Genomic DNA, 26,537 nt, shown 5'->3' on the forward strand with positions numbered 1-26,537 from the left:
TCCTCGGAGTCGGGCTGTGGTCAGAGCGCGCGCGTGTAGACGCGGTACGTCTTGGAGCGCTGGGCGCCCATGGACTCGATGGCGCGGTTGACCAGGTGGTTGTCCTCGAGCGTCCAGGAGATCTCCCCGCCCACGTAGCCCAGCCGCTTCGCCGTGCGCAGGGTGTCCAGGTACAGGATGGCGTCCAGGCCGCGGCGCCGGTAGCCCTCCTTGATGCCGAGGATGATGAGGCGCAGCCGGTTGATGCGGCGCGAGGCCAGCGCCAGCTTCACCAGGCCGATGGGCAGGCCGAACGTGGTGAGCCGCCCGTTGGCCGCGCGGATGGCCTGGTTGGCATCCGGCACCGTCAGGGAGAAGGCCACCGGCTCGCCCTGGACCTCCGCCATGAGCGCGAGGTCCGGCCGGACGACCGTCTTGAGCTCCTTGGCCAGGTGGTCGAACTCCGCATCGGTGAAGGGCACGAAGCCCCAGTTCTTCTCCCACGCCGAGTTGTAGATGTCGCGGATGCGCTTCACCTCGGCGTCCAGGTCCTTCATGTTGACCGGACGCACGACGACGCCGTCGCGCACGCGAATCTTCTCCGCGATGCGCACCACCTTCTCCGGCGGCTGCGCGGACGACGACAGCTCGTAGGCGTACAGGTCCTTGGCCTTCGTCAGGCCGCAGGCCTCCAGCAGCGCCGCGTAGTAGGGCGGGTTGTGCGGCATCATCACGGCGGGCGGCGTATCGAAGCCGTCGATGAGCAGGCCCCAGTCCTGGTTGGAGGACAGGTTCGCCGGCCCCAGCATGGCGTCCATGCCCCGCAGGCGCAGCCAGGTCGCGGCGGATTCCAGCAGGGTCCGGGCGACGCCCGCGTCATTCACGCACTCGAAGAGACCGAAGAAGCCCTCCTTCGTGCCGTGAATCTCCATGTGCCGCGGATTGCGGATGGCGGCGATGCGGCCCACGACGTCCGGGCCGCGCCGGGCGAGGAACAGCTCCAGTTCGCCGTACTCGAAGAAGGGGTTCTTCTTCGGGTCCAGGAAGTCCCGGCGCTCCATCTCCAGCGGAGGAACCCAGTGCGGGTCGCTCCGGTAGAGGGCGTAGGGGAGTCGGATGAACTGCATCCGCTCCGCCTCGCCGCGGACAGGGGTCACCTGCACGTCCGAGGGCATGGACGAAGACGCGTGGGTTGGCTCGGCGTGGAGGGCCATGGGCGGTTCAGTTCCGGTCGGAGTGGGCGCCGTTGCGCATGAAGAAGTGAGCGCCCTTCTCCAACAACAAGCCCGGCAGCTCGCCGCGCTTCTCCCACAGCTTCATCGGCGCGTTGCCCAGCTTCCGCAGGTCCTCCGGCTGGAGATTGGCCGCGCGCCACGTGAGCTGCTCCACCGCGTCGAACAGGCGTCCGGCCACCTCGCGCGACGACATGCGCGACAGTTGGTCCAGGGTGATGCCGCCCTTGTCCGCCAGCAGGCCGTTCGAGCCCGCGGCCCACTTCTCGCTCGCGCGGTTGGACAGGATGCGGGTGCCCGGGCGGGCAATCTGCACCGGCTCGTAGACGGAGGGGCGCGTCTCCGGAATCACGCCCAGCTTCCGGCCAATGGTCTCGAAGGTGTCGAGCACGCGGTCCAGTTGCGCGTCCGTGTGCGTGGCCATGTACGAGGTGCGGATGAGCGCGTGGCCCGGCTCCACCGCCGGCGGAATCACCGGGTTGGCGAAGACGCCGGCCTCATGCAGCGCGCGCCAGAATCGGAAGCACTTCACCTGGTCGCCGATGTGCACCGGCACCACCGGCGTCACCGACACACCCGTGTCGAAGCCCATGGCGCGGAAGCCGTTGTGCATCTTCTCCGCGATGTCCAGCAGGCGGGCGCGGCGCTCCGGCTCCGCTTCGATGATCTCCAGCGCCTTGAGCGCCGCGGCGATGGAGCCCGGCGTCATGGACGCGGAGAAGATGACCGAGCGCGCCTTGTGGCGGATGTAGTTGATGACCTCGAAGGGACCGGCCAGCACGCCGCCCAGCGACGCGAAGCTCTTGGAGAAGGTCCCCATGACGAGGTCCGTCTCCTTCTCCAGGTCGAAGTACTCGGAGGTGCCCCGGCCCCGCGTGCCCAGCACGCCCATGGCGTGCGCGTCATCCGTCATCACCCGCGCGTTGTAGTGCTTCGCCAGCTCCACGATGCGGGGCAGGTTGCAGATGTCGCCCTCCATGGAGAAGACGCCGTCGGTGACGATGATCTTGCCCGCGTCCGGATCCGCCTGGGACAGCAGCTGCTCCAGGTGGTCCATGTCGTTGTGGCGGAACTTGCGCTCGGTGGCGAAGGACAGGCGGATTCCGTCCACCAGCGACGCGTGGTTCTGCCGGTCGCTGAAGACGATGTCGTGCCGGCCCAGGATGGACGCCAGCGCCAGGTTCGTCTGGAAGCCCGTGGAGATGACGATGGCGGACTCGCGGTTGAGGAACTTCGCCAACCGCGCTTCCAGCTCCTCGTGCAGCGCCAGTGTGCCGTTGAGCAGTCGCGAGCCGGAGCTGGTGGTGCCGAACTTCTCCGTCGCCTTGATGGCCGCTTCCTTCACGCGCGGATCGGCGGACAGGCCCAGGTAGTTGTTGGACCCGACCATGATGACGCGCTTGCCTTCGATCTCCACCTCGGTGGCACCGTGCGACGCTTCGATGGCACGGAAGTACGGATAGAGACCCGTAGCCTTCGCGATACGGTAGTCCTTCCAGTTACGGCACTTGTCGAAGACGTCGCTCATGGGTGATCGGTCTTTCTCTCAGGCTGCGTCGGGAGGCATGGACCGGCCCGGGAGCCTGGGGCTCTCCAGTCGCGACTCCCCCGATTGAAGGAACGTTCCGCTTCGGGGATTTCTGCGTCCGGCGGCCTCCCACGGGGGACGCGGGGCCGTGAATAAAGAGGGAGCGCGGCAGTGTCAAGGCAAGCGCCGCGCCGTCCATCCCGCTGTCGCCCCTCGTATCCGGGCTCGCCTTGACAGCACTGAGACTTTGATGGCACCCCGCCGTCTGACACACGGTGTTCTCCAGTCGATACTGGAGCGCAAGGTGTGCATCGGGCTGCACACCTGCAGTGGGCGTGACGCGCCTGGAAGCCCTCCGCTTCACCCGCTGTTCAAGGACGCCGCTGACTGGCCGGGAATTTGCTCGGTCGCCGGTCCCCGAGGAGTCGACGTTGACCAGGTCACAACGGTGGTTCGAAGGCTTCATCCAGGCCGCGGTCTCGCGTCCCTGGCAGGTGTTGCTCGTGTTCTCACTGCTCGCGCTGGGCGGTATGGCACTGGCGTCGCGCTTGGAGTTCCGCGGATCGTTCGTGGAGTTGCTCCCTCAGGGATCCCAAGAAGTGCGGGATCTGACACGCGTGTCAGAGAAGGCAGGCGGGGACGGCTACCTGGTCCTCGTGGCAAAGGGAGACACTCCGGAGCGCCTGGAGGCATACGCGGCCGAATTGCAGACGCAATTGGAAGCGATGCCCGAGGTCCGCTACGTCGAGCACCGCTATGACGTGGACTTCTTCCGTCGAAATGCGCTGCTGTTATTGCCCATCGAGAAACTCGCTGCGCTGCGCCAGGACCTGACGGCGCGTGTGCGTTACGAGCGGCAACGCGCCAACCCGTTCTTCTTCGATTTGGGGGGCACGTCGGAGCCGCCGGACTTCGAGGCCATCGCGAAGAAGTACGCGCCGGACGCGCCCATGCGCGCGACGTTGGCCAGCGCGGACGGCACTGAAGTCTATTTGATGATCAAGCCGTCCGGGACGGCCGGGGATTTGGGGTTCGCGCGGCGCTTCGTGGACCAGGCCATGGGCACCGGAGGCACGCTCGCGGCGCAGCGCTATCCGGGCGTGACGCTGCAAGCCACGGGCAACTTTCAGGGGCGCATCGAAGAGGACGCGGTGATGCGCGGCGACCTGTCGCGCGCCGGTACGTTGTCGGCGCTCATCGCGGTGGGACTCATCCTGCTCGCCACGCGGCGTGTCGCGGCGCTGGCCGTGGTCGGCATCCCCGTCATGGTGGGCGTGGTGTTGACGTTCGCGGCGGCGCAGCTCGCCATTGGCCACCTCAACATCGTGACGGGGTTCCTCGTCGCCATCTTGATTGGCCTGGGCATCGAGTACGGCGTCCACCTGTGCATGCGGTACTGGGAGGAGCGGCGCGCTCACCCGGCCCGCGAGGCCATCGTCACGGCGGTGCGCGGCACCTTCAGCGGCGCGGTGACGTCCGCGGTGACGAACGCGGCGGCGTTCTTCGTGCTGCTGCTGGCCCAGTTCCAGGCCTTCAACCAGTTCGGCCTGCTGGCGGGCCTGGGCGTGCTGCTCGCCGTGCTGGCGACGTATGCGATGGGGCCGTCGCTGCTGGCCCTCGCGGAGCGCCTGCGCCCGGCCCGCGTGGACGTGGCGGCCGAAGCCACCGCGCCCCAGGTATCCCAGCCGGAGCGGGCGTGGCGGCGCTGGCCCACGGGCGCCATCGCCGTGCTGGCGCTGTCGGTGGTGGGCTTCGCCGCGTTCTCCGTCTCCGTGGCGCCTCAACTGGGCTTCGAGACGGACATGCGCAAGCTCAAGGGCGAGTCCCCGGCATCGCGCCTGGATGACCGCGTCACCGAACAGTTGGGCCAGCCCCTCAACCCGGCCATCTTCCTGGTGGATGACGTGGCGCAGGCGGCGCAGGTGGAGGCCGTCATCGCGGAGGTGAAGCAGCGCAACGGCGCGGACTCGGCCATCCTCGACTCCGCGTCTCTCAACGACTTGTTGCCTACCGATGTAGAGCGCCGGGAGGTGGAGCTGGCGGCCCTGCGCGAGGCCTTCCAGGGCCTGGAGGACCTGCCCGCGGAGCTTCGCGAGGACGCGCGGCTCCAGGAGTTCCAGCGGATGCTGGAGGCGAAGCCCTACGGCCTGGATGCGTTGCCGGTGGAGGTGCGCCGGCGCTTCGAGGCCACGGACGGGAAGGGCACCTTCCTGCTCCTGTTCCCCTCCGTCTCCAACTCCGACACCGAGGAGCTGCGGCGCTGGGCCACGCAGATCGACCAGGTGGTGGAGGGCGTGAAGGCGCGCGGCATCGACATGGCCGTGCTGGACAGCAACCGCATCGCCGCGCGCATCTTCGCGCTGGTGAGCGCGGACGGGCCGCTCATCCTGTGGTCCGCCGCCGCGGTGGTGTTCGTCGTCATCCTGGTGAGCCTGCGCAGCTTCAAGCGCGCGTTGCTCGTCACCGGGCCGCTGTTCCTGGGCATGACGTGCCTGGCGGGTGGCATGTACCTCTTCGACGTCCAGCTCAACTTCATCAACGCGGTGGTCCTGCCGAACCTGCTGGCCATCGCCGTGGACAACTCGGTGCATCTCTTCCACCGGTACGAGGAAGAGGGGCCCGGCTCGCTCGGCAAGGTGGTGCGCCACACGGGGCTGGCGGCCGTGGTGGCCACGCTGTCCAACGCGGCCGGGTATGGCGCGCTACTGGTCGCCAACCACCAGGGCCTGCGGAGTATCGGTCAGATTGCGCTGCTGGGGGTCATGTGCACCTTCTTGGGGACCACGGTCTTCTTCCCCGCGCTGCTTGCCTTGCTGGAGCGGTGGAGGGGGCGCGAGAATGTGGTGGCGGGGAAGGGAGCGGTCGTTCAGAGCCTCGAACTCGGCGATTCTGGCGCGCAAGCCGCGCCGCCGGGGGAGCGTAAGTCGGCGTGAGTTCCTGGGTTTCCCAAAGCGTTCGCGGTGAGGCGGTGCGCGTCCAGCTCACCACCGTGGACCTCATCATCGTCGTGTCCTGCGCGTTGGCTTCGCTGCTCCTGCTGGGGCCGGGCCGGTGGGCGCCGGATGCGCTGCGCTGCGCGGGATTGTTCGCGGTGGTGGGCGTGGGGCCGCTCGTCCTCCGGACGCTGGCCGCGTCGTTCCCGGGGCACCGGTGGATCCATGTCCTCGCGGATTGGTGGCTGCTGCCCACGGCGGTGATGACGCACGGCTGGCTGTCTCCCGTGGTGGACACGGTGAACCCCCTCCTCAAGGACGCGCAGTTGGTGGCGGCCGACCAGCGGCTCTTCGGCATGCAGGCGGCGGTGGTGCTGTCACGCGTCGTCCCGGCGTGGCTCAACGACATCCTGCTGGTCTGCTACTACGGCCACTTCATCTGGGCGCTGGTGATGGGGCTGGTGCTCTACCGGCGCCCGGGCGGCGCGGAGTACGACGAGTACCTCACCGCGTTGGGGCTGCTTTTCTTCCTCAACTACGCGGCCTATGCGCTGGTGCCCGCGGTGGGGCCTCGCTACTTCCTGGTCGACGCGTTCGATGGGCCACTCCAGGGCACGCTGGCGCCGCTGCTGGATTCACTCATGCGCAAGCCGCTGTTCGCGCGTGACTGCTTTCCGTCGGGACACACCGGCGCCACGATGTTGGTGCTGTATTATGCTTGGCGGTTCTCCCGCCGCGTCTTCTGGGTGATGTTGCTGCCGGGCCTGGGGCTCATCGCTGCCACGCTGGTGGGCCGTTTCCACTACGCCACGGACCTGCTCTGCGCGGTGCCCATGGTCATGGTGGTGACGGGGCTGGCGCTGGGCGTTTCCCGGGCGGCCCGGCAGCGCGAAGTGGCGAAGGACGCGCGTTCCGTGCCGGTGGACGCTATCGTCAGGCCCTGAGCGCCCGGACGTTGGCGGCGCGAGGAGCCGACGTCCATGTCCAGGCCCGTAGCCGCGCAGCGAGTCACCCGGTTCGCCACTACTGTCTTCTCCGAGTTCAGCGCCCTGGCCGCCCGCCACGGCGCGGTGAACCTGGGGCAGGGGTTCCCTGACTTCGACGGCCCGGCGGCCATCAAGGAAGCGGCGCAGCGCGCCATCCGCGACGGGGGCAACCAGTACGCCATGGGCGCGGGCGCCCGGGAGCTGCGCGTGGCCATCGCCGAGCACTCGGCGCGCTTCTACGGCCAGACGGTGGACCCGGACACCATGGTGACGGTGACCAGCGGCGCCACCGAGGCCATCCTCGACACGCTGCTGGGGCTGGTGGACCCGGGCGACGAGGTGGTGGCCTTCGAGCCCTTCTACGACTCCTACGACGCCAACATCACCTTCGTGGGGGCCACCGCGCGCTTCGTGCCGCTGCGCCCGCCGGACGCGGACCACGCGCAGTGGTGGTTCGACCGGGACGAGGTCCGCGCCGCCTTCAGCCCGCGCACCCGGCTGCTCATCCTCAACACGCCGCACAACCCGACGGGGAAGGTGTTCACCCGCGATGAGCTGACGTTCCTGGGCGAGCTGTGCGCCGAGTTCGATGTGAAGGTCCTCTCCGACGAGGTGTACGAGCACCTCGTCTTCGAGCCCGCGCGCCACCTGCGTCCGGCCACGCTGCCCGGGCTGGCCGAGCGCACCGTGACGGTGAGCAGCGGCGGGAAGACGTTCAGCCTCACCGGCTGGAAGGTGGGCTGGGTCATCGCGCCGCCGCCGCTGCGGGACGCGGTGCAGCGGGCCCACCAGTTCGTGACCTTCGCCACCGCCGCGCCGCTGCAGGCCGCCATGGCGGAGGCGCTGCGGTTGCCGGACGCGTACTTCACGGAGCTGACGGCGTCCTACGCGGCGAAGCGGGAGCGGCTGCTCACCGGGCTGCGCGAGGCCGGGCTGACGGCGTTCGCCCCGGAGGGCAGCTACTTCATCCTCGCGGACATCACGCGCCAGGGCTTCGCCGATGACGTGGCCTTCTGCCGCCACCTGGTGTCCAAGGTGGGCGTGGCGGCCATTCCGCCCAGCGTCTTCTATGGCCCGGCGCACCGGCACCTGGGGCAGGGGCTGGCCCGTTTCGCCTTCTGCAAGACGGATGCGGTGCTGGACGAAGCCGTGCGCCGCCTGCGCGCGGGCCTGTCGCCGCGATGAGCTTCTTCGGAGAGCTCTACCTTCGCAGCACGCTGCCGTTCCTGTCGGAGGCCGTCACCGCGCGTGAGGCGGACTACCTGGCCCGAGCCTTCGCGGACGTGGCGGGGCCGGCGCCGGTGGTGGACCTGGGGTGCGGCCATGGCCGCCACGCGGCGCGGCTGAACGCGGTGGGGCCTCTGGCGGGGCGCGTCATCGGGCTGGAGTTGGACGCACTGTCGTTGGCCATGCGGCGCCCGGGCTTCCCGGCGATCCAGGGGGACCTGCGGGCCCTGCCGTTTCGCGAGGCGTCCCTGGCGGGGGCCTACGCGTGGTACTCGACGCTGGCCGCCTTCACGGACGCCGAGCACATACACATCCTCCGCGAGGTCGCGCGCGTGCTGCGGCCAGGAGGACGGTGGGTGTTCCAGACGGTGCCGTTCGAGCGACTGGCGGCGTCCCCCGGGGCGGCCTTCCGCGAGACGCTGCCGGATGGAAGCGTCCTGGAGGAGGAGAGCTGCTTCGACGCCTCGACGGGGCGGGACGAGGGACGTCGGACGCTGACCTCCCCGGAGGGTCGATGCCTGCGCGCATCCTATTCCCTTCGTTACTATCCCCTTGCGGATTGGGTGCGGCTGTTGGAAAGCACGGGATTTTCCGTCGTCTGGGTGCACGGTGGCCTGGCGGGTGGTCCGCTGGACGCGCAGTCAACCGACCTGATCGTGGGAGCGGAGCGGCGCCATGGCTGAGATGCAGGAACACTCCAGGGCGAGGTTGGGCTGGCTGGGCCAGTTGCCCAAGCAGGTCGACGTCTACGAAGTCGGTCCCCGGGACGGCTTGCAGAACGAGCTGCGCACGCTGCCCACGCGGGACAAGGCGCGCCTCATCAACGCACTGGTGGCCGCGGGGGAGAAGCGCATCGAGGTGACGTCGTTCGTGTCACCCAAGTGGATTCCCCAGCTCGCGGACGCCGAGGAGCTGCTGCGGCTGGTGGGCCGTCGCGACGGCGTCGTGTTCTCCGCGCTGGTGCCCAACCTCAAGGGCCTGGAGCGCGCGAAGGAGGCGGGCCTGGAGGAGGCCGCCGTCTTCATCTCCGCCTCCGAGGCGCACTCGAAGAAGAACATCAACAAGAGCATCGCCGAGGCCGTGGTGGGCGCGCGCGAGGTGACGGCCTCCGCGCTCCAGGCGGGCATGCGCGTGCGCGGCTACCTGTCCACCGTGTGGGGCTGCCCCTACGAGGGTGACGTTCCGGTGGAGCGCGTGGTGGACATCTGCCGGCAGCTCGTGGACGCGGGCATCTACCAGCTCAGCCTGGGAGACACGATTGGCATCGGCACGCCGCGCCAGACCGAGGTCATCCTCGAGGCGCTGCTGAAGCACATCCCCGTGGAGAAGCTGGCGCTGCACCTGCACGACACACGCGGCACCGCGCTGGCGAACGCGCTCGTGGGCCTGTCCGCGGGGGTGACGACCTTCGACGCCAGCATTGGCGGCCTGGGTGGGTGCCCCTACGCCCCGGGAGCGGCGGGGAACCTGGCCACCGAGGACGCCGTCTTCATGCTCCACGGCATGGGCGTGGACACAGGCATCAACCTGGACCGGCTGGTGGAGGCCGGGGAGATTGCCCAGGAGCTGATTGGCCGGAAGCTGGCGGGCAAGTACCTCCAGGCCGCGCTGGGCGAGCGTGAGAAGAAAGCCGCCCGCCGGGCTCAGACGTGAGCGGGCCCTACCCAGTGTCGAGGTCATGAAATACCCGGCAGTCCTAAAATCCGGGCATCATCGAAAAATTCTGTTCGGACTTACGTTTCGAGGTGGTGAGCGGGTAGGGTTGGGGTTGTTTTGACCCCGCTTGCTGCCTCAACGGAAAGTGCCGGATGAACGTCTCGCTCGATGCCGACGTCCTCGCGAGACGTTCGCAATCCCTGTTCGACACCCACCAGGTGGCGCTGAGCCGTCGCACGGACCGGATGTTCGCCGTGCTGATGGGGCTCCAGTGGGTTGGCGGGCTGGTGGTGGCCCTGGCGCTGTCCCCCCGCACGTGGAGTGGGACGTCCAGTCAGGTCCATCCACACGTCTGGGCGGCGGCCGGCCTGGGAGCCCTCCTGGCGAGCCTGCCGGTGGCCATGGCGTGGGCGTTGCCGGGTCGGGAGGTCACGCGCTTCGTCATCGCCACGGCGCAGGCATTGGTGTCCGGGCTGCTCATCCATCTGACGGACGGGCGCATCGAGACGCACTTCCACATCTTCGGGTCCCTGGCGCTGCTGGCCATGTACCGGGACGCGCGGGTGCTGTTCCTCTACTCGGCGCTGGTGGCGGTGGACCACCTGCTTCGCGGCCAGTACTGGCCCCTGTCCATCTTCGGCGTGGAGTCCGCCAGTGCCTGGCGCGCGTGGGAGCACATCGGCTGGGTGGTGTTCGAGAACGTGTTCCTCCTGATTGGCGGGCGAGGCGCGGTGAAGGATGCCCGGGCGCTGGCGGCGCGACAGGCCTGGTTGGAGTTGTCTCAGGGAGAGGTTCGCACGCGCGTGGTGGAGCCGCTGGTGGACTCGGCGCGGGCGCTGACGGAGGCGACCCATTCGCTCGTGTCGAGCACGGATGACCAGCGCGCGATGCTGGCGCGCCAGTCCGCGGCGCTCACGGATACGCAGGTGGCGACGAACGAGATGCAGCGGGCGTCTTCCACGGCCTCTCATCAGGCGGATGCCATCCTCGCCTCCACGCTCCAGGCGGGGGACGTGGGGGCTGACGCCGAGGCCATGCTGGGCCAGAGCATGGAGGGCCTGGAGGCCATTCGCGCACAGGTGATGGAGATGGCCGGGCTCCTGCGTGGATTGGACGGCCAGGCGCGGCAGCTCTCGAGCGTCACCCTGGCGGTGAAGGACCTGGCGGACCAGTCCCACATGGTGGCGGTGAACGCGGCCATCGAGGCGGCGCGCGCGGGAGTGCACGGCAAGGGCTTCGCGGTGGTGGCCACGGAGATGCGGCGGCTCGCGCAGCAGTCCGTCCGGGCGGCGGGGCAGGTGAGCGGCATCCTGGACACCGCGCACCAGTCGATCCAGCACGTCGTGGAGCTCTCCCTGGTGGGGGCGGAGCGGATGGCGCGGGACATCGAGGTGGTGCGCGCGTCGGGAGAGCGCCTGCGGGGGCTGTCCACCGTGCTGCGCACCAGCACGGAGGGCGTGCAGCAGATTTCAGTGGCGGTGGCGCGACAGGCCGCGGGCGTGGCGCGGATCTCCGGCGCGGTGGATGAGCTGTCCGCGATGATGAAACAGACGCTGGGGCGTGTCGAACAGACGACCACCGCCGCCCAGACGCTTCGCGTGGTGACGGGCCGTGTCCATGGCGTCATCGACACCTATCAAGGCACCAGGACGGATGAGGTGCCGCCAGCGAACGATGCGGGCCGGGTGATTGCGTTCAGACGGGACGCTTAAGCGGGCGTCCGCCGCGTGTGAGGTTGCCGGCCGGGGCGCGCGGTGTCGCCGCGCCCCGGAGCCCGCTCCTTCGCCTCAGTGTCCGTCGAGCATGGACTCCAGCCGGTCCTGAAGTCCGAGGTGGGCGGCTGCACTCACCAGCATCCGCCGCTCCTTGCGGTCGATGCGGCCGTCCACCAGCGCCATCTCCACGATGTTGCGCAGGAACACCTCCGCTTCGGGGCTGCCCTTCTCCACGAGGCGGTCGAAGAGCTGTGGCCCCATGCTCAGCGCCAGCTCCACGTTGTCCCACACCACGCCCCAGCGCTCCGAGCACAGCTTCAGCAGCTTGCGCTCCGCGGACGTCACCTCGCCGTCGGCGGCGGCGATGGCGGCCATCATGTACAGCAGGCGCTGCCGCTCCTGGACGTCCATCACCGCGTCCTCGGGCTGCGGCGTGTGGTCATGGCCACCCATGCGCTGTTGCGGCGCGGACTGGCGTGGAGGGAGGGCCCGGAACCGCGCGTCCTCGGCCGCGTTCCACGCCTCGAACGTGCGCGCCGCCGCGAGCACCCAATCCCGCTCACCGGTGGCCAGCGGCGTGCCGCAGTATTCGCAGTCCGTGGCGGCGCTGTTCGTCAGCGGCGCGTTGCACTGTGGGCACCGGTTCGTGGACATGCCGTTGGCGGTATTCGTCTGCGCGCCGTGCTTGCGCGTCAGCGTGAAGATGTAGCGCTGGGGCACGGTGGGCAGGGAGCGGGGCCGCTCGCTGGCGGGACCCACGCCCATGCGCGCGCTCCAGCGAATCTCCACGTGCGCCACGTCCTGGCCCTGTGGGTCCACCTGGAACGCACGCACGTCCGCGGAGCCCACGGCGCACTCCAGGAACACGCGGCGGAACCCCTGGCGTCGCAGGCCCTCCAGCTCCGTTTCCAGCCGTTGCACGGTGTCCGTCCGGGCCACCTTGGCCAGCGGCTTCGTGTCGCCGCGGCTCTGCGCGTCAATCCACTTCCAGAACAGCAGCGACGCGCGGTCCTCCAGCATCTCCAGGTTGAGCGCCGGGTCCGACTCACGTGCCTGCATCAGCCCGTCCACCGTCTTGTGGTACGGCGCGTGCTCGATGCCCTGCGTGATTTCGGACAGCGTCCAGTCGTAGTTACCCGAGTTCACCACCGCGCCGCAGAACTCGCAGCTATTGGCCGCGCCACCGTTGAACGGCGCGCCGCAGTTGGGGCACTTGCCCTGGAACAGGTCCGCGCCGATGCGCGTCTGCGCCCCCGGCTTGCGCACGAAGGTCCAGACCTCCGTGAAGGCCTCGCTGGGGACCTTGCGCGCGGCCTCGGTGGCCTGCGCGTCGCTGAAGGACACGGGCACGTCGGTGTCTCGCATCCGCGCGTGGACACGGACGTGGATGCTGTCGAACCACTGGCTCTGGTCCAGGCCGATGAGCTGGAGGTCCAGCACCTCGAAGTCGGTGATGGCGTCCCGCACGCCCTGCGCGCGCATGAGCTCCAGTTGCACGCCGAAGCGCTGGAAGGTGGCGTCCGACAGGAAGGGCCGCACCGGCGTCATGTCCCGGAGGAACCACGCCTGCTGCAGCTCCATGAACAGCCACTTCGTCTTGTCGAGCATCGGCTCCAGCTCGAAAGCGGGGTCCTTCAGCTTCAGGGCGTTCACCCAGCCTTGCACGTCACGCTGGGACACCTGGGTGCGCTGATACGCCTCGCGCTGCTCCAGGGCCTTCCGGGTGGTGGCGTCCGGGTGCAGGTTGCGGCGGTACAGCCAGTATACGATGCCGCCAATGCAGAGCAGCGGCAGCATGACCTTGGGGTAGCGGAAGACCAGGCTGAAGAGCTGGTAGACGACCCAGAGCGCGACGCCGTCCCCGTCGCCGCCGCCGCGGCCACCACCGTTGCCGGACGAGGGGCGGGAGTAGTGCTCGCCGCCACCTCCGCGTCCCAAGGCTTCGAGCGGAAGCAGGAGCGCCACGTAGGCGATGGCGGGCAGCCAGGGGGCCCACCGGGAGAGTCGGTGCGAGATGGAGCGCAGAGGCGTGGCCATGTCCCCCCATGCTAACCGTTTCCGCCTTGCCAGACCCGGCTTATGGCCGCACTCTGCCGCGGCTCAGAGCAGCCCGCCTGCCAGGCCGGGAAAAGGGGAGCGAACATGCCGGAATTCAAGGTCGACGCACGCGGTCCCATCGAAATCTGGACCATCGACGGCGAGAGCCGCCGCAATGCCATCAGCCGCGCCATGCTGAAGGAGTTGGGCGAGCTGGTGACCCGCGTGTCTTCCAGCCGTGACGTGCGCGCCGTCGTCATCACCGGCGCGGGCGACAAGGCCTTCTGCGCCGGCGCCGACCTGAAGGAGCGCGCCACCATGGCCGAGGACGAGGTCCGCGCCTTCCTGGACGGGCTGCGCCGCACCTTCCGCGCGATCGAGAAGAGCGACTGCGTCTTCATCGCCGCCATCAACGGCGCGGCCTTGGGCGGTGGCACAGAGCTGGCGCTCGCGTGTGATTTGCGCGTGGCCGCCCCGGCCGCGGAGCTGGGTCTCACCGAGGTGAAGCTGGGCATCATCCCCGGCGGCGGAGGCACGCAGCGCCTGGCGCGCCTGGTGGGCCCGGGCCGCGCGAAGGACCTCATCCTCACCGCCCGCCGCATCAACGCCGCAGAGGCCTTCAGCGTGGGCCTGGCGAACCGATTGGCGCCGGAGGGGCACCTGCTGGCCGTGGCGTACGGGTTGGCGGAGTCGGTGGTGGAGAACGCGCCCATCGCCGTGGCCACGGCCAAGCACGCCATCGACGAGGGCACGGGCCTGGAGCTGGACGATGCGCTGGCGCTGGAGCTGCGCAAGTACGAGGAGATTCTCAAGACGGAGGACCGCCTGGAGGGCCTGCGCGCCTTCGCGGAGAAGCGCGCGCCCGTCTACAAGGGCCGCTAGCCCGCACGGACGAAATCGGGGACGGAAGGCCCGGTACTCACCGGTGCCCCGTCCCCGAAGTGCGTCACGTCACATGGCGCGAAGGCCACGCGCGCCGGTCAGGCGTTCGCGGTGCGCTCCTGGCCCATGTTGACGTTCTGTTTGTTCATGTAGGCCGTGGCCTTGTCCTTCACGGTGGTCCGCAGCTCGGTGCCCGTCTTCGGGGCCAGCAGCAGGGCCGCCACGCCACCCGCGGCCACGCCGAGGAGGAAGATGCCCAGGCCGCCCAGGCCCGCGCGCGCCGGCTTGTAGGTGGTCAATCCGACATGCCGCAGCACGTCATCCGGCTCGAAGTCATCCCAGCGGTTCCGCGCCACGCGCGGCAGGTCATTGATGAGCTTATGGGCCAGCCACTTGCGGTACAGCTCGCTCCGGGCGATTCCCTTGGCCATCCACTTGCCTTTCTTCGCTGCGAACATGCGTCCCTCCTGGGCCCGATGGTTGCCGGGTGCGCATCAATCGCGAGCACGCCCCCGTTGAGCACCAAGGTAGGCAGGGGAGCCTGGAGCGGCATCCCCTGCGGGGACCGTTCTGCGCGGTGCGTCGTCTGCCTGTCACGCCGCGCCGGTCCCTCAGCGAGAGGGCAGCCAGCCGTAGCCCTTTCTGCTATGTGCCACGGGCCATGTCCCAAGACTCGAGACTGCTGGAGAAGATCGCCCAGGTGGAGAAGGGTGGCGCGCAGAAGTACCACGCCAAGAACGCGGAGGCGGGCAAGCTCTTCGCCCGCGAGCGCATCCGTCTGCTGGTGGATGAAGGCTCCTTCGTGGAGGACGCGAAGCTCGCCAACAACCTGGACCCGGACCTGCCCTCGGATGGTGTCGTCATCGGCGTGGGCAAGGTGGCCGGGCGCACCGTGGCCATCATGGCCAACGACTCCACGGTGAAGGCCGGGAGCTGGGGCGCCCGCACGGTGGAGAAGATCCTCCGCATCCAGGAGACGGCCCGAGACCTGCGCTGCCCGCTGTTCTACCTGGTGGACTCCGCCGGTGCCCGCATCACCGACCAGGTGGAGATGTTCCCCGGGCGGCGGGGCGCCGGCCGCATCTTCTACAACGAGGTGCACATGTCCGGCTTCGTGCCGCAGGTGTGCCTGCTCTTCGGCCCGTCCGCCGCCGGTGGCGCGTACATCCCCGCGTTCTGCGACCTGGTCATCATGGTGGAAGGCAATGCCTCCATGTACCTGGGCAGCCCGCGCATGGCGGAGATGGTCATCGGCGAGAAGGTCACCCTGGAGGAGATGGGTGGCGCGAAGATGCACTGCTCCATCTCCGGCGTCGGCGACGTGCTGGTGAAGACGGAGCAGGAGGCCATCGAGGCGGCGAAGAAGTACATCGGCTACTTCCCGGAGAACTTCTCCCAGGCGCCGCCGCGCGCCGAGCCCAAGGCCCCCAAGGCCGGCGGCAAGAAGGTGGAAGAGATTGTCCCTGTCGACCAGAACAAGCCCTTCAACATGCATGAGCTCATCAACGAGCTCATCGACGAGGGGAGCTGGTTCGAGGTGAAGAAGCTCTTCGCCCAGGAGCTCGTCACGGGACTGGCTCGCATCGACGGCCGCCCGGTGGGCATCGTCGCCAACCAGCCCAAGTACAAGGGCGGCGTGCTGTTCGTGGACAGCGCGGACAAGGCGGCCCGCTTCATCTGGCTGTGTGATGCCTTCAACATCCCGCTGCTCTATCTGGCGGACGTGCCGGGCTTCATGATTGGCACCAAGGTGGAGCGCGCGGGTATCATCCGCGCCGGCGCGAAGATGATCTCCGCGGTGTCCGAGGCCAGCGTGCCGCGCATCTGCGTGGTGGTCCGCAAGGCCTACGGCGCCGGCCTCTACGCCATGAGCGGCCCCGGCTTCGCCCCGGACGCCACCATCGCGCTGCCCGGAGCGATGATCGCCGTCATGGGCCCGGAGGCGGCGGTGAACGCTGTCTACTACAACAAGATCCAGGAGCTGCCGGAGGCCGAGCGGCCCGCCTACGTCCAGAAGCTGCGCGACGAGTACAAGCAGGACGTGGACATCTACAAGCTGGCCAGCGAGCTGGTCATCGACGACATCGTCCCGGGTGACCGGCTGCGTCAAGAGCTCACCCAGCGCTACAGCGTCTACTCCCAGCGGCATCAGCCCCGTGCGGAAAAGAAACACGGTGTCTATCCGGTTTGAGTAGGTAGCGTTACCCCACCTCCAAGGCCCGGGCTGCGCTTGGGCCGTCTGCTATAGATCCTGCTGACACCATGGATTTTGACCTTCCAGAAAGCCATCGCGCCCTCCAGTCCTCCATCCGTGACTTCTGCGAACGGCGGGTGAAGCCGTATGCCCGTGAGTGGGACAAGGACGAGACGTTCCCCATGGAAGTTGTCCGGGAGCTGGGGCAGCTCGGGGTGATGGGCATGCTCGTCGCCGAGGAGTTCGGCGGAGCGGCCATGGACTCGCTCGCCGTGGCGGTGGCGGTGGAAGAGATCGCCCGCTACGACGGCTCGCTGGCGCTGACGGTGGCCAGCCACAACGGCCTGGGCACCAGCCACCTGCGCGTCTTCGGTTCGGACGCGCAGCGCCAGAAGTACCTGCCCAAGCTGGCCACGGGTGAGTACCTGGGCGCATGGGGCCTGACGGAGCCGGGGTCCGGCTCGGACGCGTCGAGCATGAAGACCACGGCCATGCGCAAGGGCGACGGCTGGGTACTCAACGGCGCCAAGATGTTCATCACCCAGGGCACGGTGGGTGACGTGTTCGTGGTGCTGGCCGTCACCTCGCCGCAGAAGCGGCAGAAGGGCATCACCGCCTTCCTGCTGGAGAAGGGCCTGCCGGGCTTCAGCCAGCGCGCCATCCACGGGAAGCTGGGCATGCGCTCGTCGGACACGGCCGAGCTCGTCCTGGAGAACGTGGAGGTGCCGGACTCGGCGCGCGTGGGTGAGCTGGACCACGGCTTCATCGACACGATGAAGATCCTGGACCGCGGCCGCATCACCATCGGCGCGCTGGCGGTGGGTCTGGGCCGGGGCGCCCTGGAGGAGTCCATTGGCTACTCGCGCGAGCGCACCGCGTTCGGCCAGCCCATCAGCGAGTTCCAGGGACTGCGCTGGATGATGGCGGACATGAAGACGGAGCTGGACGCCGCCCGGCTCCTGGTCCACCGCGCTGCCAAGCTGGCCGACGAAGGCAAGCCGTACTCGCGCGAGGCCTCCATGGGGAAGCTGTTCGCCTCCGAGGCCGCCATGCGGGCTTGCAACAAGGCCGTGCAGATCCACGGTGGGTACGGTTACACCCGCGAATTCCCGGTCGAGCGCTACCTGCGCGACGCCAAGCTGTGTGAGATCGGCGAGGGAACCAGCGAGATCCAGCGTACAATCATCGCCCGGGAAACCTTCAAAGGGGCTTGATGGACACCGCGCGGCTGGAAGGTCTCGGGCTGCAGTTGCGGGAGGACGCGGCCGGCACCGAGGCGGTGCTGGACCTTGAGTCGTCCCCGCTGGTCAATCCCGTCACCCGGGCCTTCATCCCAGAGGTGACCTTCCAGGTGATGGGGGACCGTCTCATCCCCATCGCGCCGCCCGCCGTGGTGGGGCTGGCCCCCATTCTGGTGGGCGCGCTCAGCGACGTCGCCGACATCGAGGCGCTGCTCGCGGACGCATTCAACGAGCACATCTTCCACGTCCAGCGCCGCTCCGCGGAGCTCCAGGTGCTGGGGCTGACGCCGCGCGTGGAGCCGGAGACGCTGGAGCTGTCCACGGAGGTCGTGGACGGTGAGCTGGCCGTCACGTTGGTGTCGGACCGGCTGGGCAACTTCCGCGTGGCCCGCGTGGCCCGGGGGAAGGAAGACCTGGCCACGGGCGGCGGCCACACGCTGGAGCTGTCGGAGTTCCGCGAGCGGGCGGCGCTGACGGGCTACCTGGTCGCGCTCTTTGGTGAGCCGGCGGCCCGTCCTCAGGCCGCGCCGGTGGGCGCCGGGCTGGTGCGCTTCTCCGACATCGTGGAGAAGTTCGGCGCGGAGGCGCTCTTGCCTCCCCGCAGCAGCCTGGAGCTGCTGGCGCAGTTGCAGGTGGAGGGCCGCCCGTACCGCTTCGCCGCCGCCAGGGTGGCGGGCCGCACCTTCCGGGGGCTGCTGGCGGGGCCGCAGGGCAAGGAGTGGGCGGGTCGGTTCGAGCTGGATGAGTTCCCAGGCATCGTGCGGATGGTGGCGGACCTGTTGAAGGTCCCTCCCGCGGCCGTGAGGCTGGTGGGCCCGGACGCACCTCAGGAGTGATGCGTTTGAGTGGTGCGGACAAGATGAGCCCGTCCGAGCGGGTGCAGTTGTTGGAGTCGCGGTTGGGGTTGAGCTTCTCCCGGATGGAGACGGCGCTGGAGGCCCTGACGCACAAGACGTACGTCAATGAGACGCGGGACAAGGAGCTGAAGGACAACCAGCGCCTGGAGTTCCTGGGCGACTCGGTGGTCAACCTGGCCGTCAGCCACCGGTTGATGGCGCGCTGCCCGGGGCTGCCCGAAGGCGACCTGACGAAGATGCGCGCCCGCGTCGTCAACGAGGACGGCCTGGCCCGCGTGGCCCGGACCATCCCGCTGGGCGACCTGCTGCTGCTGGGGCGGGGCGAGCTCATGTCCGGCGGCCGGGAGAAGAACTCCGTCCTGGCGGACGCGCTGGAGGCCGTCTTCGGCGCGGTGTTCCTCACCAGCGGCCTGGACGCCGCGGTGACGCTGGTGGACCGGTATTTCGCGGACCTGCTGGACGAGGTCTCCAGCGGCCAGGGGCGGCTCGACTACAAGACGCTGCTCCAGGAGATGGCCCACGAGCGGCTCAAGCTCCAGCCCCGCTACCGCGTCGTCTCGGAGTCCGGTCCGGAACACTCCAAGGTGTTCGAGGTGGAGCTGATGCTGGGGGAGACGGCCTTCGCCCGGGCCACCGGCCGGAGCAAGAAGGAGGCGGAGCAGTCCGCCGCGCAAGCGACGCTGGAGAAGCTGCGGGAAGACGCTGCGTGTCCCACCTCCCCCCCGCCCGGAACGCCGCGACACGACACCCCGGCGTGAAACCCCTTGGATGGGGCAGGGGGCGGCGCGTAAGGTGCCGCGCCGACATGCCCCCCGCCTCCCTCCGAAAGACGCTCGCGCTGGTGACCTGCCTGCTGGCGGGCTCCGTCCTCGCCGCTGATTCCGGCAAATGGACCCGGAAGGCCGCGGCCGGCAAGGACCTCTACGCCACGCTCCAGACGAGCGAGGGCACCATCGTCGTCCGGCTCTTCGCCAAGGACGCGCCCAAGACGGTGGCCAACTTCGTGGGCCTGGCCGCCGGTGAGAAGGCATGGCGGGACCCGAAGACGGGGAAGATGTCGAAGGAGCCGCTGTATGACGGCACGGTGTTCCACCGCGTGATTCCGGGCTTCATGATTCAGGGCGGGGACCCCACGGGCACCGGCTTCGGCGATCCGGGCTACCGCTTCGCGGACGAGTTCCAGAGCGGCCGCACGTTCGACAAGGTGGGCCTGCTGGCCATGGCCAACGCGGGGCCCAACACCAACGGCAGCCAGTTCTTCATCACCACCTCCACGCCCGGACACCTCGCCGGCAAGCACACCATCTTCGGTGAGGTGCTCAGCGGCTATGACGTGGTGGAGAAGATCAGCAATCGTCCTCGGGACAACCGGGACCGCCCGCGCACCGCGGTGGTGCTCACCCGCGTGGTGCTGGGCGACAAGGCTCCCGCGGGCGTGACGGCCCCCGCGGCGAGCAAGGGAGCGGCGCCCAAGAAGGACGCGGGCGCGAAGACGGTTTCACCAAGGCCGTGACACATGACCGGGTTCGTCCTCGGACGGGCCCCCACACGGGAGGGTAGCATGGGATTGTTGGACGAGGCCCGCGCGGGCAATGACCTTTACGCCACCTTCGACACCACGCAGGGGCAGATCGTGGTGAAGCTGTTCGCGAAGGATGCGCCGAAGACGGTGAGCAGCTTCGTGGGCCTGGCGACGGGCGAGCTGCCCTTCCAGGACCCGAAGACGGGTGAGAAGACGCAGCGCCCGTACTACGACGGCATCATCTTCCACCGCGTGATTCCGGGCTTCATGATTCAGGGCGGTGACCCCACGGGCACCGGCCGCGGCGGCCCGGGCTTCAACGTGGACGACGAGTACCAGAGCGGCCGGACCTTCGACAAAGTGGGTCTGCTGGCCACGGCGAACATCGGCCGCCCCAACACCAACGGCAGCCAGTTCTTCATCACCACGTCCAAGCCGACCTACCTCAACAACAAGCACACCATCTTCGGTGAGGTGCTCAGCGGCTACGATGTGGTGGAGAAGATCGCCGGCGTTCCGCGCGACGGGGATGACCGCCCCCGCCAGCCCGTGGTCATCAACAAGCTGACCATTTCGACGACCCAGCCGTAGCCTGTCCGATCGCCGCCCGTCCTGGCATGACCGGGCGGGCGGTGGGTTGTTATAGGCGCTGTCCAGACGTTCCCTTTTCGGGCCTCCGCGGTACGCGGCGTCCCAGATCACCTCCGAAGCAATGGCCCCCCCCAAGACACACCGCAGCGGCTTCGCCGCTCTCATCGGGCGCCCCAACGTGGGCAAGAGCACGCTGCTCAATGCACTGACGGGCGAAAAAATCGCCATCGTCTCCCCCAAGCCCCAGACGACGCGCAACCGCATCCTCGGCGTCGTCACCCGTCCGGAAGGACAGGTGGCGTTCATCGACACGCCGGGCATCCACCAGGCCAAGGGCGAGCTGAACCGCTACATGGTCGAGGTGGCGCTCCAGGCGGCGGAGGAGGTGGACCTGGTCCTCTTCCTCATCGAGCCGCCAGCGAGCGAGAAGCCCGAGGTGAGCCCGGGCAACCGCGCCATCCTCGACCGGCTGCAGAAGATCGGCAAACCGACCTTCCTGGTCATCAACAAGATCGATAGCGTCCCCAAGTCGCAGCTCCTGCCGCTCATCGACCTGTACCGCCAGGAGTTCCCCTTCGCGGAGGTGGTCCCCATCTCCGCCCGGGAGAAGGACGGCGTGGAGCGGCTGTTCCACACCGTCCTGGGACACCTGCCGGAAGGCGAGAACGTCTTCGACGAGGATATGCTCACCGACCAGCAGGAGCGCGCGCTGGTGGCCGAGTACATCCGCGAGCAGGTGCTGCGGCACTGCCGCCAGGAGATTCCGTACTCCACGGCCGTGGTGGTGGACATCTTCGACGAATCCGAGCGCGAGCCCCGGCCGGGCACGCCGCCGAACCAACTGGGCGGGCTCATTCGCATCGCCGCGTCCATCTTCGTGGAGCGCGACAGCCAGAAGGCCATCATCATCGGCAAGCAGGGGCAGATGCTGAAGACCATTGGCACTGACGCGCGCAAGTCCGTGCAGCGGTTGCTGGGCGCGCATGTGTACCTGGACCTTCGCGTCCGCGTGGAGCCGCGCTGGAGCGAGCGCCCCGAAGGCCTCAAGAAGCTGGGATACGACTGAAATGAAGCCCCTGGTCGCAATTGTCGGACGCCCCAACGTGGGCAAGAGCACGCTGTTCAATCGGCTGGTGGGCCGGCGCATCGCGCTGGTGCAGGACGAGCCCGGCGTGACGCGGGATCGCCACTACGCGGACGCGGAGTGGGAAGGCCGCCAGTTCACCTTCATCGACACCGGCGGCTTCGTGCCCGGTGACGAGGACCAACTCCTCCAGCAGGTGCGGGAGCAGGCGCAACTGGCCGTGGACGAGTGTGACGTCATCGTCTTCGTCACCGACGCCCGGGCGGGACTCACCGCCGCGGACGAGGCCGTGGCCAACTACCTGCGCAAGAGCGGCAAGCCGGTGGTGCTGGCCGCCAACAAGCTGGACAACACGTCCGGGCAGATGCAGGCGCTGGCCGGTGAGTTCTACCGCCTGGGCCTGGGCGACGTGCAGGCCCTGTCCGCCGAGCATGGCCTGGGCATGCAGGAGCTGTTCGACTCGGTCGTCGCCAGGCTGCCGCCCAAGGAAGAGGGCGAGGACGCGGAGGCGCCGCCCGACGACGGCATCATCCGCCTGGCCATCATCGGCCGGCCCAACGTGGGCAAGAGCACCCTGGTCAACGCCATCCTGAAGGAGAAGCGGGTGGTGGCCAGTGACGTGGCGGGGACCACGCGGGACCCGGTGGACTCCGAGCTCACGTACAAGGACCGCAAGCTGCTGCTCACCGACACGGCGGGCATCCGGCGCAAGAAGTCCATTGCCCAGCGCGTGGAGCAGTTCTCCGTCGTGGCCGCGCTCAAGGTGATGGAGCGCAGCGACGTGGCGGTGCTGCTGATGGACGCCACGGAGCCGGCGGTGGACCAGGACGCCAAGCTTGCGGGCCTGGCCGAGGAGCGGGGCCGCGCCCTGGTCATCGTGGTGAACAAGTGGGACCTGGTGGGCGCGGACCAGCGCCGGCAGGAGACCTACCGCGAGTCCCTCAAGCACTCACTCAAGTTCGTGGGCTACGCGCCCATCCTCTTCACCTCCGCGCTGACGGGCTCCAAGGTGGAGAAGGTCGTGGATGTGGCGACGGAGCTCGCCGACCAGTTCCGCTTCCGGGCGCCCACCCCACAGCTCAACCGGCTGCTGGACCACATGGTGGACAACCACCCGGCGCCCATCGTCCGGGGCAAGCCGCTGCGCATGTACTACATCGCCCAGGTGGCCGCGGCGCCGCCGACCTTCACCATCACCGTGAATCATCCGGACGGCGTTCCGGACATGTACAAGCGGTACATCACCAACCAGCTGCGCAAGACGTTCGACCTGCGCGTGCCCATCCGGCTCATCTTCAAGGGCCGGCCCGGGCAGGCCAAGCGCGAGGCCCGCAAGCGGCCTCAACGCCAGGGGAAGCGCTGAGGCGTCAGTGCGTTGACACTCGCGGCGCGCGCTCCATACAGTGCGCCGCTCTTTAAAAGAGGTTTCCAGACGTGGCCGGAACCACCAAGACCGAGAAGATTCGCCAGAAAGAGCTCAGCCAGCCGGACTCCTTCCAGAAGGTGGGCACCGAGGCGAGCGACTGGCTTGCGCAGCGCCAGAAGATCATCGGGCTCGCCGCGGGCGTGCTCATCCTGGGCGGCGTGGGCGTGGCCATCGCCAGCGAAGTGTCCAAGCGCGGTGAGGAGAAGGCCTCTCAGGCGCTGGGACAGGCGCTGACCGTGCTCGACCGGCCCGTGGAGGGCGTGGAGCCCGCGCAGCCCGGTGACACGGAGCCCCCCTTCAAGTCGGTGAAGGAGCGCGACGAGGCCGTGGTGAAGTCGCTGGGCGAGTTCCGCCAGCAGCACGGCGGCACCCCGGCCGCGGTGACGGCCGCCCTGGCCGAGGGCAAGGCGCAGTTCCGGCTGGGCAACTACGCCGCGGCGCAGACGGCCTTCGGCGAGTACCTCAAGGGCGCGGCCCAGAACGATCCGCTTCGCGCGGAGGCCTTCGAGGGCCAGGGCTACGCGCTCGAGGCGGACGGCAAGTACGAGGACGCCATCAAGGCCTTCGAGCAGATGGGCGCCGCGGGTGGCCCGTTCCTGGTGGGCATGGGCGACTACCACAAGGCCCGGATGCTCATCCTCCTGGGCAAGAAGGAAGAGGCGGCCCAGGTGCTGTCGAAGCTGACCACGACGCAGCCGAACACGGCGGCGGCGCGTCAGGCCGGTGAGCGCCTGGCGGTGCTGGCGTCCGAAGGTGTGAAGGTTCCTGCCCCGGAGGCTCCGGCGGCTGCACCCGTTCCGGACGCGGGGTAGAAACACACGCCATGACGATGCGGCTCGTGAGCTGGAAGCGTTGGCTGGGTGGCGCTGTGGCGGCAGGGCTTCTGGGCGGCTGCGGTGGCGTGCGGTACTACGGCAACCCGGAGTTGCCCCGGCCGCCGTCGAACACGCCGCTGGAGTACTTCTCCGTCAATTGGTGGGCGCCGCTCGCGCCCCCGCAGACGCTGGAGTACGGGCCGCGTGAGACGGCGACGCCGGCCTATGACGCCGTCAGCCGGACGACCGTCGCGCTCACGCGGGACGGGTTCGCCCGCGGCGTGGGTCCCGACGGCCAGGTGAAGTGGAAGTACAAGACGGGCAGCCGCTTCAACGCCGGGGCCCGGGTGGTGGACGGCGTGGCCTATGTTCCGGGCGGGGACGGCGTGCTGTACGCGCTGGACGCGGCCTCGGGCGAGGAGAAGTGGAAGTACGTCGCGGGTGAGGCCCTGGCCACGGTGCCCGTGGTCGCGAATGGCCTGGTGCTCGTGGCCTCGGAGAGCGACACGCTCTTCGCGGTGAAGATCGCGGATGGGCAGTGGGCCTGGCAGTACCGCCGGGATCCGCCCACCGGCTTCACCGTCCGCGGCGCTTCGCGGCCCCTGGTGCGCGAAGGCGTGGCCTACGTCGGCTTCTCCGACGGCTTCGTGGTGGCGCTCAGTGTCGACGACGGCGGTGTCACCTGGGAGCGCTCGCTGTCCGGCGCTGGCTCCGAGTTCCTGGACGTGGACAGCAGCCCGGTGATGGACGCCGCCGGGCAGCTCTACGTCGCGTCGTACAAGAGTGGCATCTTCGCGCTCGAGTCGGAGTCGGGCGACCTGGTGTGGAACACCGCCGTGGCCGGCATGACGTCGCTGCTGGTCAGCGGCCAGGTGCTCTTCGCCGCGGGTGACGGCCGTGTGGATGCCTACCTGGCGGAGACGGGACGGCTCCTCTGGTCGCATCCCCTGGGGGAACGGGCAGCCTTCGCTCCGGTGTTCGCCCAGGGAATGCTGCTCGTGCCCACGTCCAGTTCGCTGCTGTTCCTGGAGCCCAAGACGGGGCGCTCGCGCGTGTCGTGGAACCCCGGGAGTGGCATCACCGCGCCGCCCTTCGCGGCGGGCAGGCAGGTGTTCGTGCTGTCGAACAACGGCTACCTGTACTCCCTGAACATGAACGGGATTGACGGGTGATGGTTCCGGCTCGCAGGACGGTCCGCGTGGTGGCGGCGCTGATTCCGCGGCCGGAGGATGGACGCCAGTTCCTGGTGCAGCAGCGGCTCCCCGGTGGAAGCCGCGCCTTGCTGTGGGAGTTCCCCGGCGGCAAGGTGGAGGCCGGGGAGACGGACGCGGCCGCGCTGGCCCGTGAGTGCCGCGAGGAACTGGACGTGGAGCTCGCCGTGGGCCGGCGGCTCTGGGAGGGCCAGCACTCCTATCCGGACCTGACGGTGGAGTTGGTGTTGTTCCTGGCCCGGATTGTCTCGGGCGAGCCCCGGCCCCTGGGCGCCCACGCGCTGGCGTTCCACACGCCGGCGCAGATGCAGTCACTGCCGTTCTGCGAGGCGGACATCCCGCTCCTGGACGACCTGGTGGCGGGAAGGTTGGGCGCGCTCGATTGATGCTGCAGCGGACGTTCCAGCACATCCCAAATGTCGGTCCCTGGCGGGAGAAGGATCTGTGGTCCCGCGGCATCCGCACCTGGGATGACTTTCCGGAAGCTGGCCAGGGGGTGGCGCTCAACCGGAAGTCCGACGACGTGGCCCGGGCGCGCATCGCCGAGGCGAAGGACGCGCTGGCCCGCCGGGACTTGCGCAAGCTCGCGGAGCTGCTTCCGGGCCGGGAGCACTGGCGGCTGTACCCGGAGTTCCAGGACGACGCCGTCTATTTCGATATCGAGACGGACGGCCGGGAGGCCCAGGCGCCCACGGTGGTGAGCCTGTTCGATTCGAAGGGCCTTCACGTCTTCATCCAGGGCCGGAACATGGACGCGCTGCCGGAGGCCATGGCGGCCCGGCGGCTGTGGGTGACGTTCAACGGCTCGTGCTTCGACGTACCTGTCTTGCGTGACTACTTTGGCCCCGCGCGATTTCCGGTGCCGGATGCGCACATCGACTTGCGGTTCGTGACGCGGCGCCTGGGCATGGGCGGTGGCCTGAAGGAAATCGAAGGGAAGATTGGCGCCGAGCGTCCGCCGCACATGAAGGGCGTGAATGGCTACGACGCGGTGCTGCTGTGGCGCGCGTACCAGCGCCGCGGCGATGTGGAGGCCCTCCGGTTCCTCGTCGAGTACAACCTGTACGACGCCTTTCAGCTCCGGACGCTGATGGACGTGGCATACAACCGCGGCGCCGACGACTTGAACCAGGATGTTCCCCGGCTGCCAGTCTTCGAGCGTGGCGACGTGCTTTACGACGTGAGCCGCATCATCCTGGAGTTGGGGCCAACCGAGCGCGATCTGCAGACCCTTGCTCGCGTCCGGGCCATGGAGCAGGGCGGCTGAGCGGGCAGGGTGACTGTGCCCGGTTCACCGTCCTGGCAGCGGCCGTGCAATCGCGAGTACCGGACGGTGAACACCTGTGCGTGCGACGTGTCGCGGTTTGGTGGAATGACCTGGGGAGGCGTTTGTAGGTTGAAGGGTCCACCTACGGAGGAAT

The 26,537-nt window shown here is 68.8% G+C and carries 23 protein-coding genes; 19 read left to right on the forward strand and 4 right to left on the reverse strand.

The window, feature by feature from the left end; genetic code table 11:
* Positions 1 to 20: 20 nt before the first annotated feature.
* Positions 21 to 1,193, reverse strand: coding sequence for a hypothetical protein (locus FMQ63_RS11115; RefSeq protein ID WP_011553760.1), 1,173 nt, complete (start codon positions 1,191 to 1,193; stop codon positions 21 to 23).
* A gap of 7 nt (positions 1,194 to 1,200) precedes the next feature.
* Positions 1,201 to 2,739, reverse strand: a complete 1,539-nt coding sequence (locus tag FMQ63_RS11120) for an aminotransferase class I/II-fold pyridoxal phosphate-dependent enzyme (RefSeq protein ID WP_011553761.1) — start codon at positions 2,737 to 2,739, stop codon at positions 1,201 to 1,203.
* A 431-nt stretch (positions 2,740 to 3,170) separates the two neighbouring features.
* On the opposite strand from FMQ63_RS11120, the gene FMQ63_RS11125 reads away from it, so the two are divergent.
* The 6 genes from FMQ63_RS11125 (at position 3,171) to FMQ63_RS11150 (ending at position 11,253) form a co-directional block, all read left to right on the forward strand.
* On the forward strand, positions 3,171 to 5,672 hold the full coding sequence (locus tag FMQ63_RS11125) for an RND family transporter (protein WP_216608700.1): 2,502 nt from the start codon (positions 3,171 to 3,173) through the stop codon (positions 5,670 to 5,672).
* A complete protein-coding gene (locus FMQ63_RS11130) occupies positions 5,669 to 6,616 on the forward strand; it encodes a phosphatase PAP2 family protein (protein WP_225909273.1) in 948 nt (315 codons plus the stop codon). The genes FMQ63_RS11125 and FMQ63_RS11130 overlap by 4 nt, the downstream gene beginning before the upstream one ends.
* 36 nt (positions 6,617 to 6,652) lie before the next feature.
* Positions 6,653 to 7,843: an aminotransferase class I/II-fold pyridoxal phosphate-dependent enzyme gene (locus FMQ63_RS11135; RefSeq protein ID WP_011553764.1), complete on the forward strand. Its 1,191-nt coding sequence runs from the start codon at positions 6,653 to 6,655 to the stop codon at positions 7,841 to 7,843.
* Positions 7,840 to 8,568, forward strand: a complete 729-nt coding sequence (locus FMQ63_RS11140; protein WP_011553765.1) for a class I SAM-dependent methyltransferase — start codon at positions 7,840 to 7,842, stop codon at positions 8,566 to 8,568. The genes FMQ63_RS11135 and FMQ63_RS11140 overlap by 4 nt, the downstream gene beginning before the upstream one ends.
* On the forward strand, positions 8,561 to 9,538 hold the full coding sequence (locus FMQ63_RS11145; RefSeq protein WP_011553766.1) for a hydroxymethylglutaryl-CoA lyase: 978 nt from the start codon (positions 8,561 to 8,563) through the stop codon (positions 9,536 to 9,538). The genes FMQ63_RS11140 and FMQ63_RS11145 overlap by 8 nt, the downstream gene beginning before the upstream one ends.
* A 155-nt stretch (positions 9,539 to 9,693) precedes the next feature.
* Positions 9,694 to 11,253, forward strand: a complete 1,560-nt coding sequence (locus FMQ63_RS11150) for a methyl-accepting chemotaxis protein (RefSeq protein ID WP_011553767.1) — start codon at positions 9,694 to 9,696, stop codon at positions 11,251 to 11,253.
* A 75-nt stretch (positions 11,254 to 11,328) separates the two neighbouring features.
* On the opposite strand, the gene FMQ63_RS11155 is transcribed toward FMQ63_RS11150, so the two are convergent.
* The gene (locus tag FMQ63_RS11155) at positions 11,329 to 13,293 is read right to left on the reverse strand and encodes a TIM44-like domain-containing protein (protein WP_011553769.1); all 1,965 of its coding nucleotides are present in this window, start codon (positions 13,291 to 13,293) and stop codon (positions 11,329 to 11,331) included.
* A gap of 105 nt (positions 13,294 to 13,398) precedes the next feature.
* Here FMQ63_RS11155 and FMQ63_RS11160 point away from each other — a divergent pair, with 105 nt between their 5' ends.
* Entirely contained in the window at positions 13,399 to 14,175 is a 777-nt protein-coding gene (locus FMQ63_RS11160; RefSeq protein WP_011553770.1) for an enoyl-CoA hydratase-related protein, read from the forward strand.
* Positions 14,176 to 14,273: 98 nt separating this feature from the next.
* Here the strand turns inward: FMQ63_RS11160 and FMQ63_RS11165 are convergent, their stop codons facing one another.
* The gene (locus tag FMQ63_RS11165) at positions 14,274 to 14,633 is read right to left on the reverse strand and encodes a YtxH domain-containing protein (protein WP_011553771.1); all 360 of its coding nucleotides are present in this window, start codon (positions 14,631 to 14,633) and stop codon (positions 14,274 to 14,276) included.
* 203 nt (positions 14,634 to 14,836) lie between these two features.
* On the opposite strand from FMQ63_RS11165, the gene FMQ63_RS11170 reads away from it, so the two are divergent.
* The 12 genes from FMQ63_RS11170 to FMQ63_RS11225 all read left to right on the forward strand — a co-directional run bounded on the left by FMQ63_RS11170 (position 14,837) and on the right by FMQ63_RS11225 (position 26,383).
* Positions 14,837 to 16,366 carry an acyl-CoA carboxylase subunit beta gene (locus tag FMQ63_RS11170; protein WP_026114126.1) on the forward strand — a complete coding sequence of 510 codons (1,530 nt, stop codon included), beginning with the start codon at positions 14,837 to 14,839 and terminating at the stop codon, positions 16,364 to 16,366.
* A gap of 71 nt (positions 16,367 to 16,437) precedes the next feature.
* Positions 16,438 to 17,583 carry an acyl-CoA dehydrogenase family protein gene (locus FMQ63_RS11175; RefSeq protein WP_011553773.1) on the forward strand — a complete coding sequence of 382 codons (1,146 nt, stop codon included), beginning with the start codon at positions 16,438 to 16,440 and terminating at the stop codon, positions 17,581 to 17,583.
* On the forward strand, positions 17,583 to 18,446 hold the full coding sequence (locus FMQ63_RS11180) for a hypothetical protein (RefSeq protein WP_171452231.1): 864 nt from the start codon (positions 17,583 to 17,585) through the stop codon (positions 18,444 to 18,446). The genes FMQ63_RS11175 and FMQ63_RS11180 overlap by 1 nt, the downstream gene beginning before the upstream one ends.
* Entirely contained in the window at positions 18,443 to 19,225 is a 783-nt protein-coding gene (rnc, locus tag FMQ63_RS11185; protein WP_011553775.1) for a ribonuclease III, read from the forward strand. The genes FMQ63_RS11180 and rnc overlap by 4 nt, the downstream gene beginning before the upstream one ends.
* 47 nt (positions 19,226 to 19,272) lie before the next feature.
* Complete coding sequence (locus tag FMQ63_RS11190; protein WP_020478133.1) at positions 19,273 to 19,980, forward strand: peptidylprolyl isomerase; 708 nt, start codon at positions 19,273 to 19,275, stop codon at positions 19,978 to 19,980.
* A 3-nt stretch (positions 19,981 to 19,983) separates the two neighbouring features.
* Positions 19,984 to 20,580, forward strand: coding sequence for a peptidylprolyl isomerase (locus FMQ63_RS11195; protein WP_011553777.1), 597 nt, complete (start codon positions 19,984 to 19,986; stop codon positions 20,578 to 20,580).
* Between the two features lie 121 nt (positions 20,581 to 20,701).
* Entirely contained in the window at positions 20,702 to 21,646 is a 945-nt protein-coding gene (gene era / locus FMQ63_RS11200; protein ID WP_011553778.1) for a GTPase Era, read from the forward strand.
* A gap of 1 nt (position 21,647) precedes the next feature.
* A complete protein-coding gene (der, locus tag FMQ63_RS11205; protein ID WP_011553779.1) occupies positions 21,648 to 23,027 on the forward strand; it encodes a ribosome biogenesis GTPase Der in 1,380 nt (459 codons plus the stop codon).
* 71 nt (positions 23,028 to 23,098) lie between these two features.
* Positions 23,099 to 23,902, forward strand: coding sequence for a tetratricopeptide repeat protein (locus FMQ63_RS11210; RefSeq protein WP_011553780.1), 804 nt, complete (start codon positions 23,099 to 23,101; stop codon positions 23,900 to 23,902).
* Positions 23,903 to 23,913: 11 nt separating this feature from the next.
* Positions 23,914 to 25,077 carry a PQQ-binding-like beta-propeller repeat protein gene (locus tag FMQ63_RS11215; protein WP_011553781.1) on the forward strand — a complete coding sequence of 388 codons (1,164 nt, stop codon included), beginning with the start codon at positions 23,914 to 23,916 and terminating at the stop codon, positions 25,075 to 25,077.
* On the forward strand, positions 25,077 to 25,502 hold the full coding sequence (locus FMQ63_RS11220; protein ID WP_011553782.1) for a (deoxy)nucleoside triphosphate pyrophosphohydrolase: 426 nt from the start codon (positions 25,077 to 25,079) through the stop codon (positions 25,500 to 25,502). The genes FMQ63_RS11215 and FMQ63_RS11220 overlap by 1 nt, the downstream gene beginning before the upstream one ends.
* A complete protein-coding gene (locus FMQ63_RS11225) occupies positions 25,502 to 26,383 on the forward strand; it encodes a ribonuclease H-like domain-containing protein (protein WP_026114125.1) in 882 nt (293 codons plus the stop codon). The genes FMQ63_RS11220 and FMQ63_RS11225 overlap by 1 nt, the downstream gene beginning before the upstream one ends.
* Positions 26,384 to 26,537: the final 154 nt, after the last annotated feature.

This window comes from Myxococcus sp. CA005 (assembly GCF_006518205.1).
In the GTDB taxonomy this organism is placed as follows: domain Bacteria; phylum Myxococcota; class Myxococcia; order Myxococcales; family Myxococcaceae; genus Myxococcus; species Myxococcus xanthus.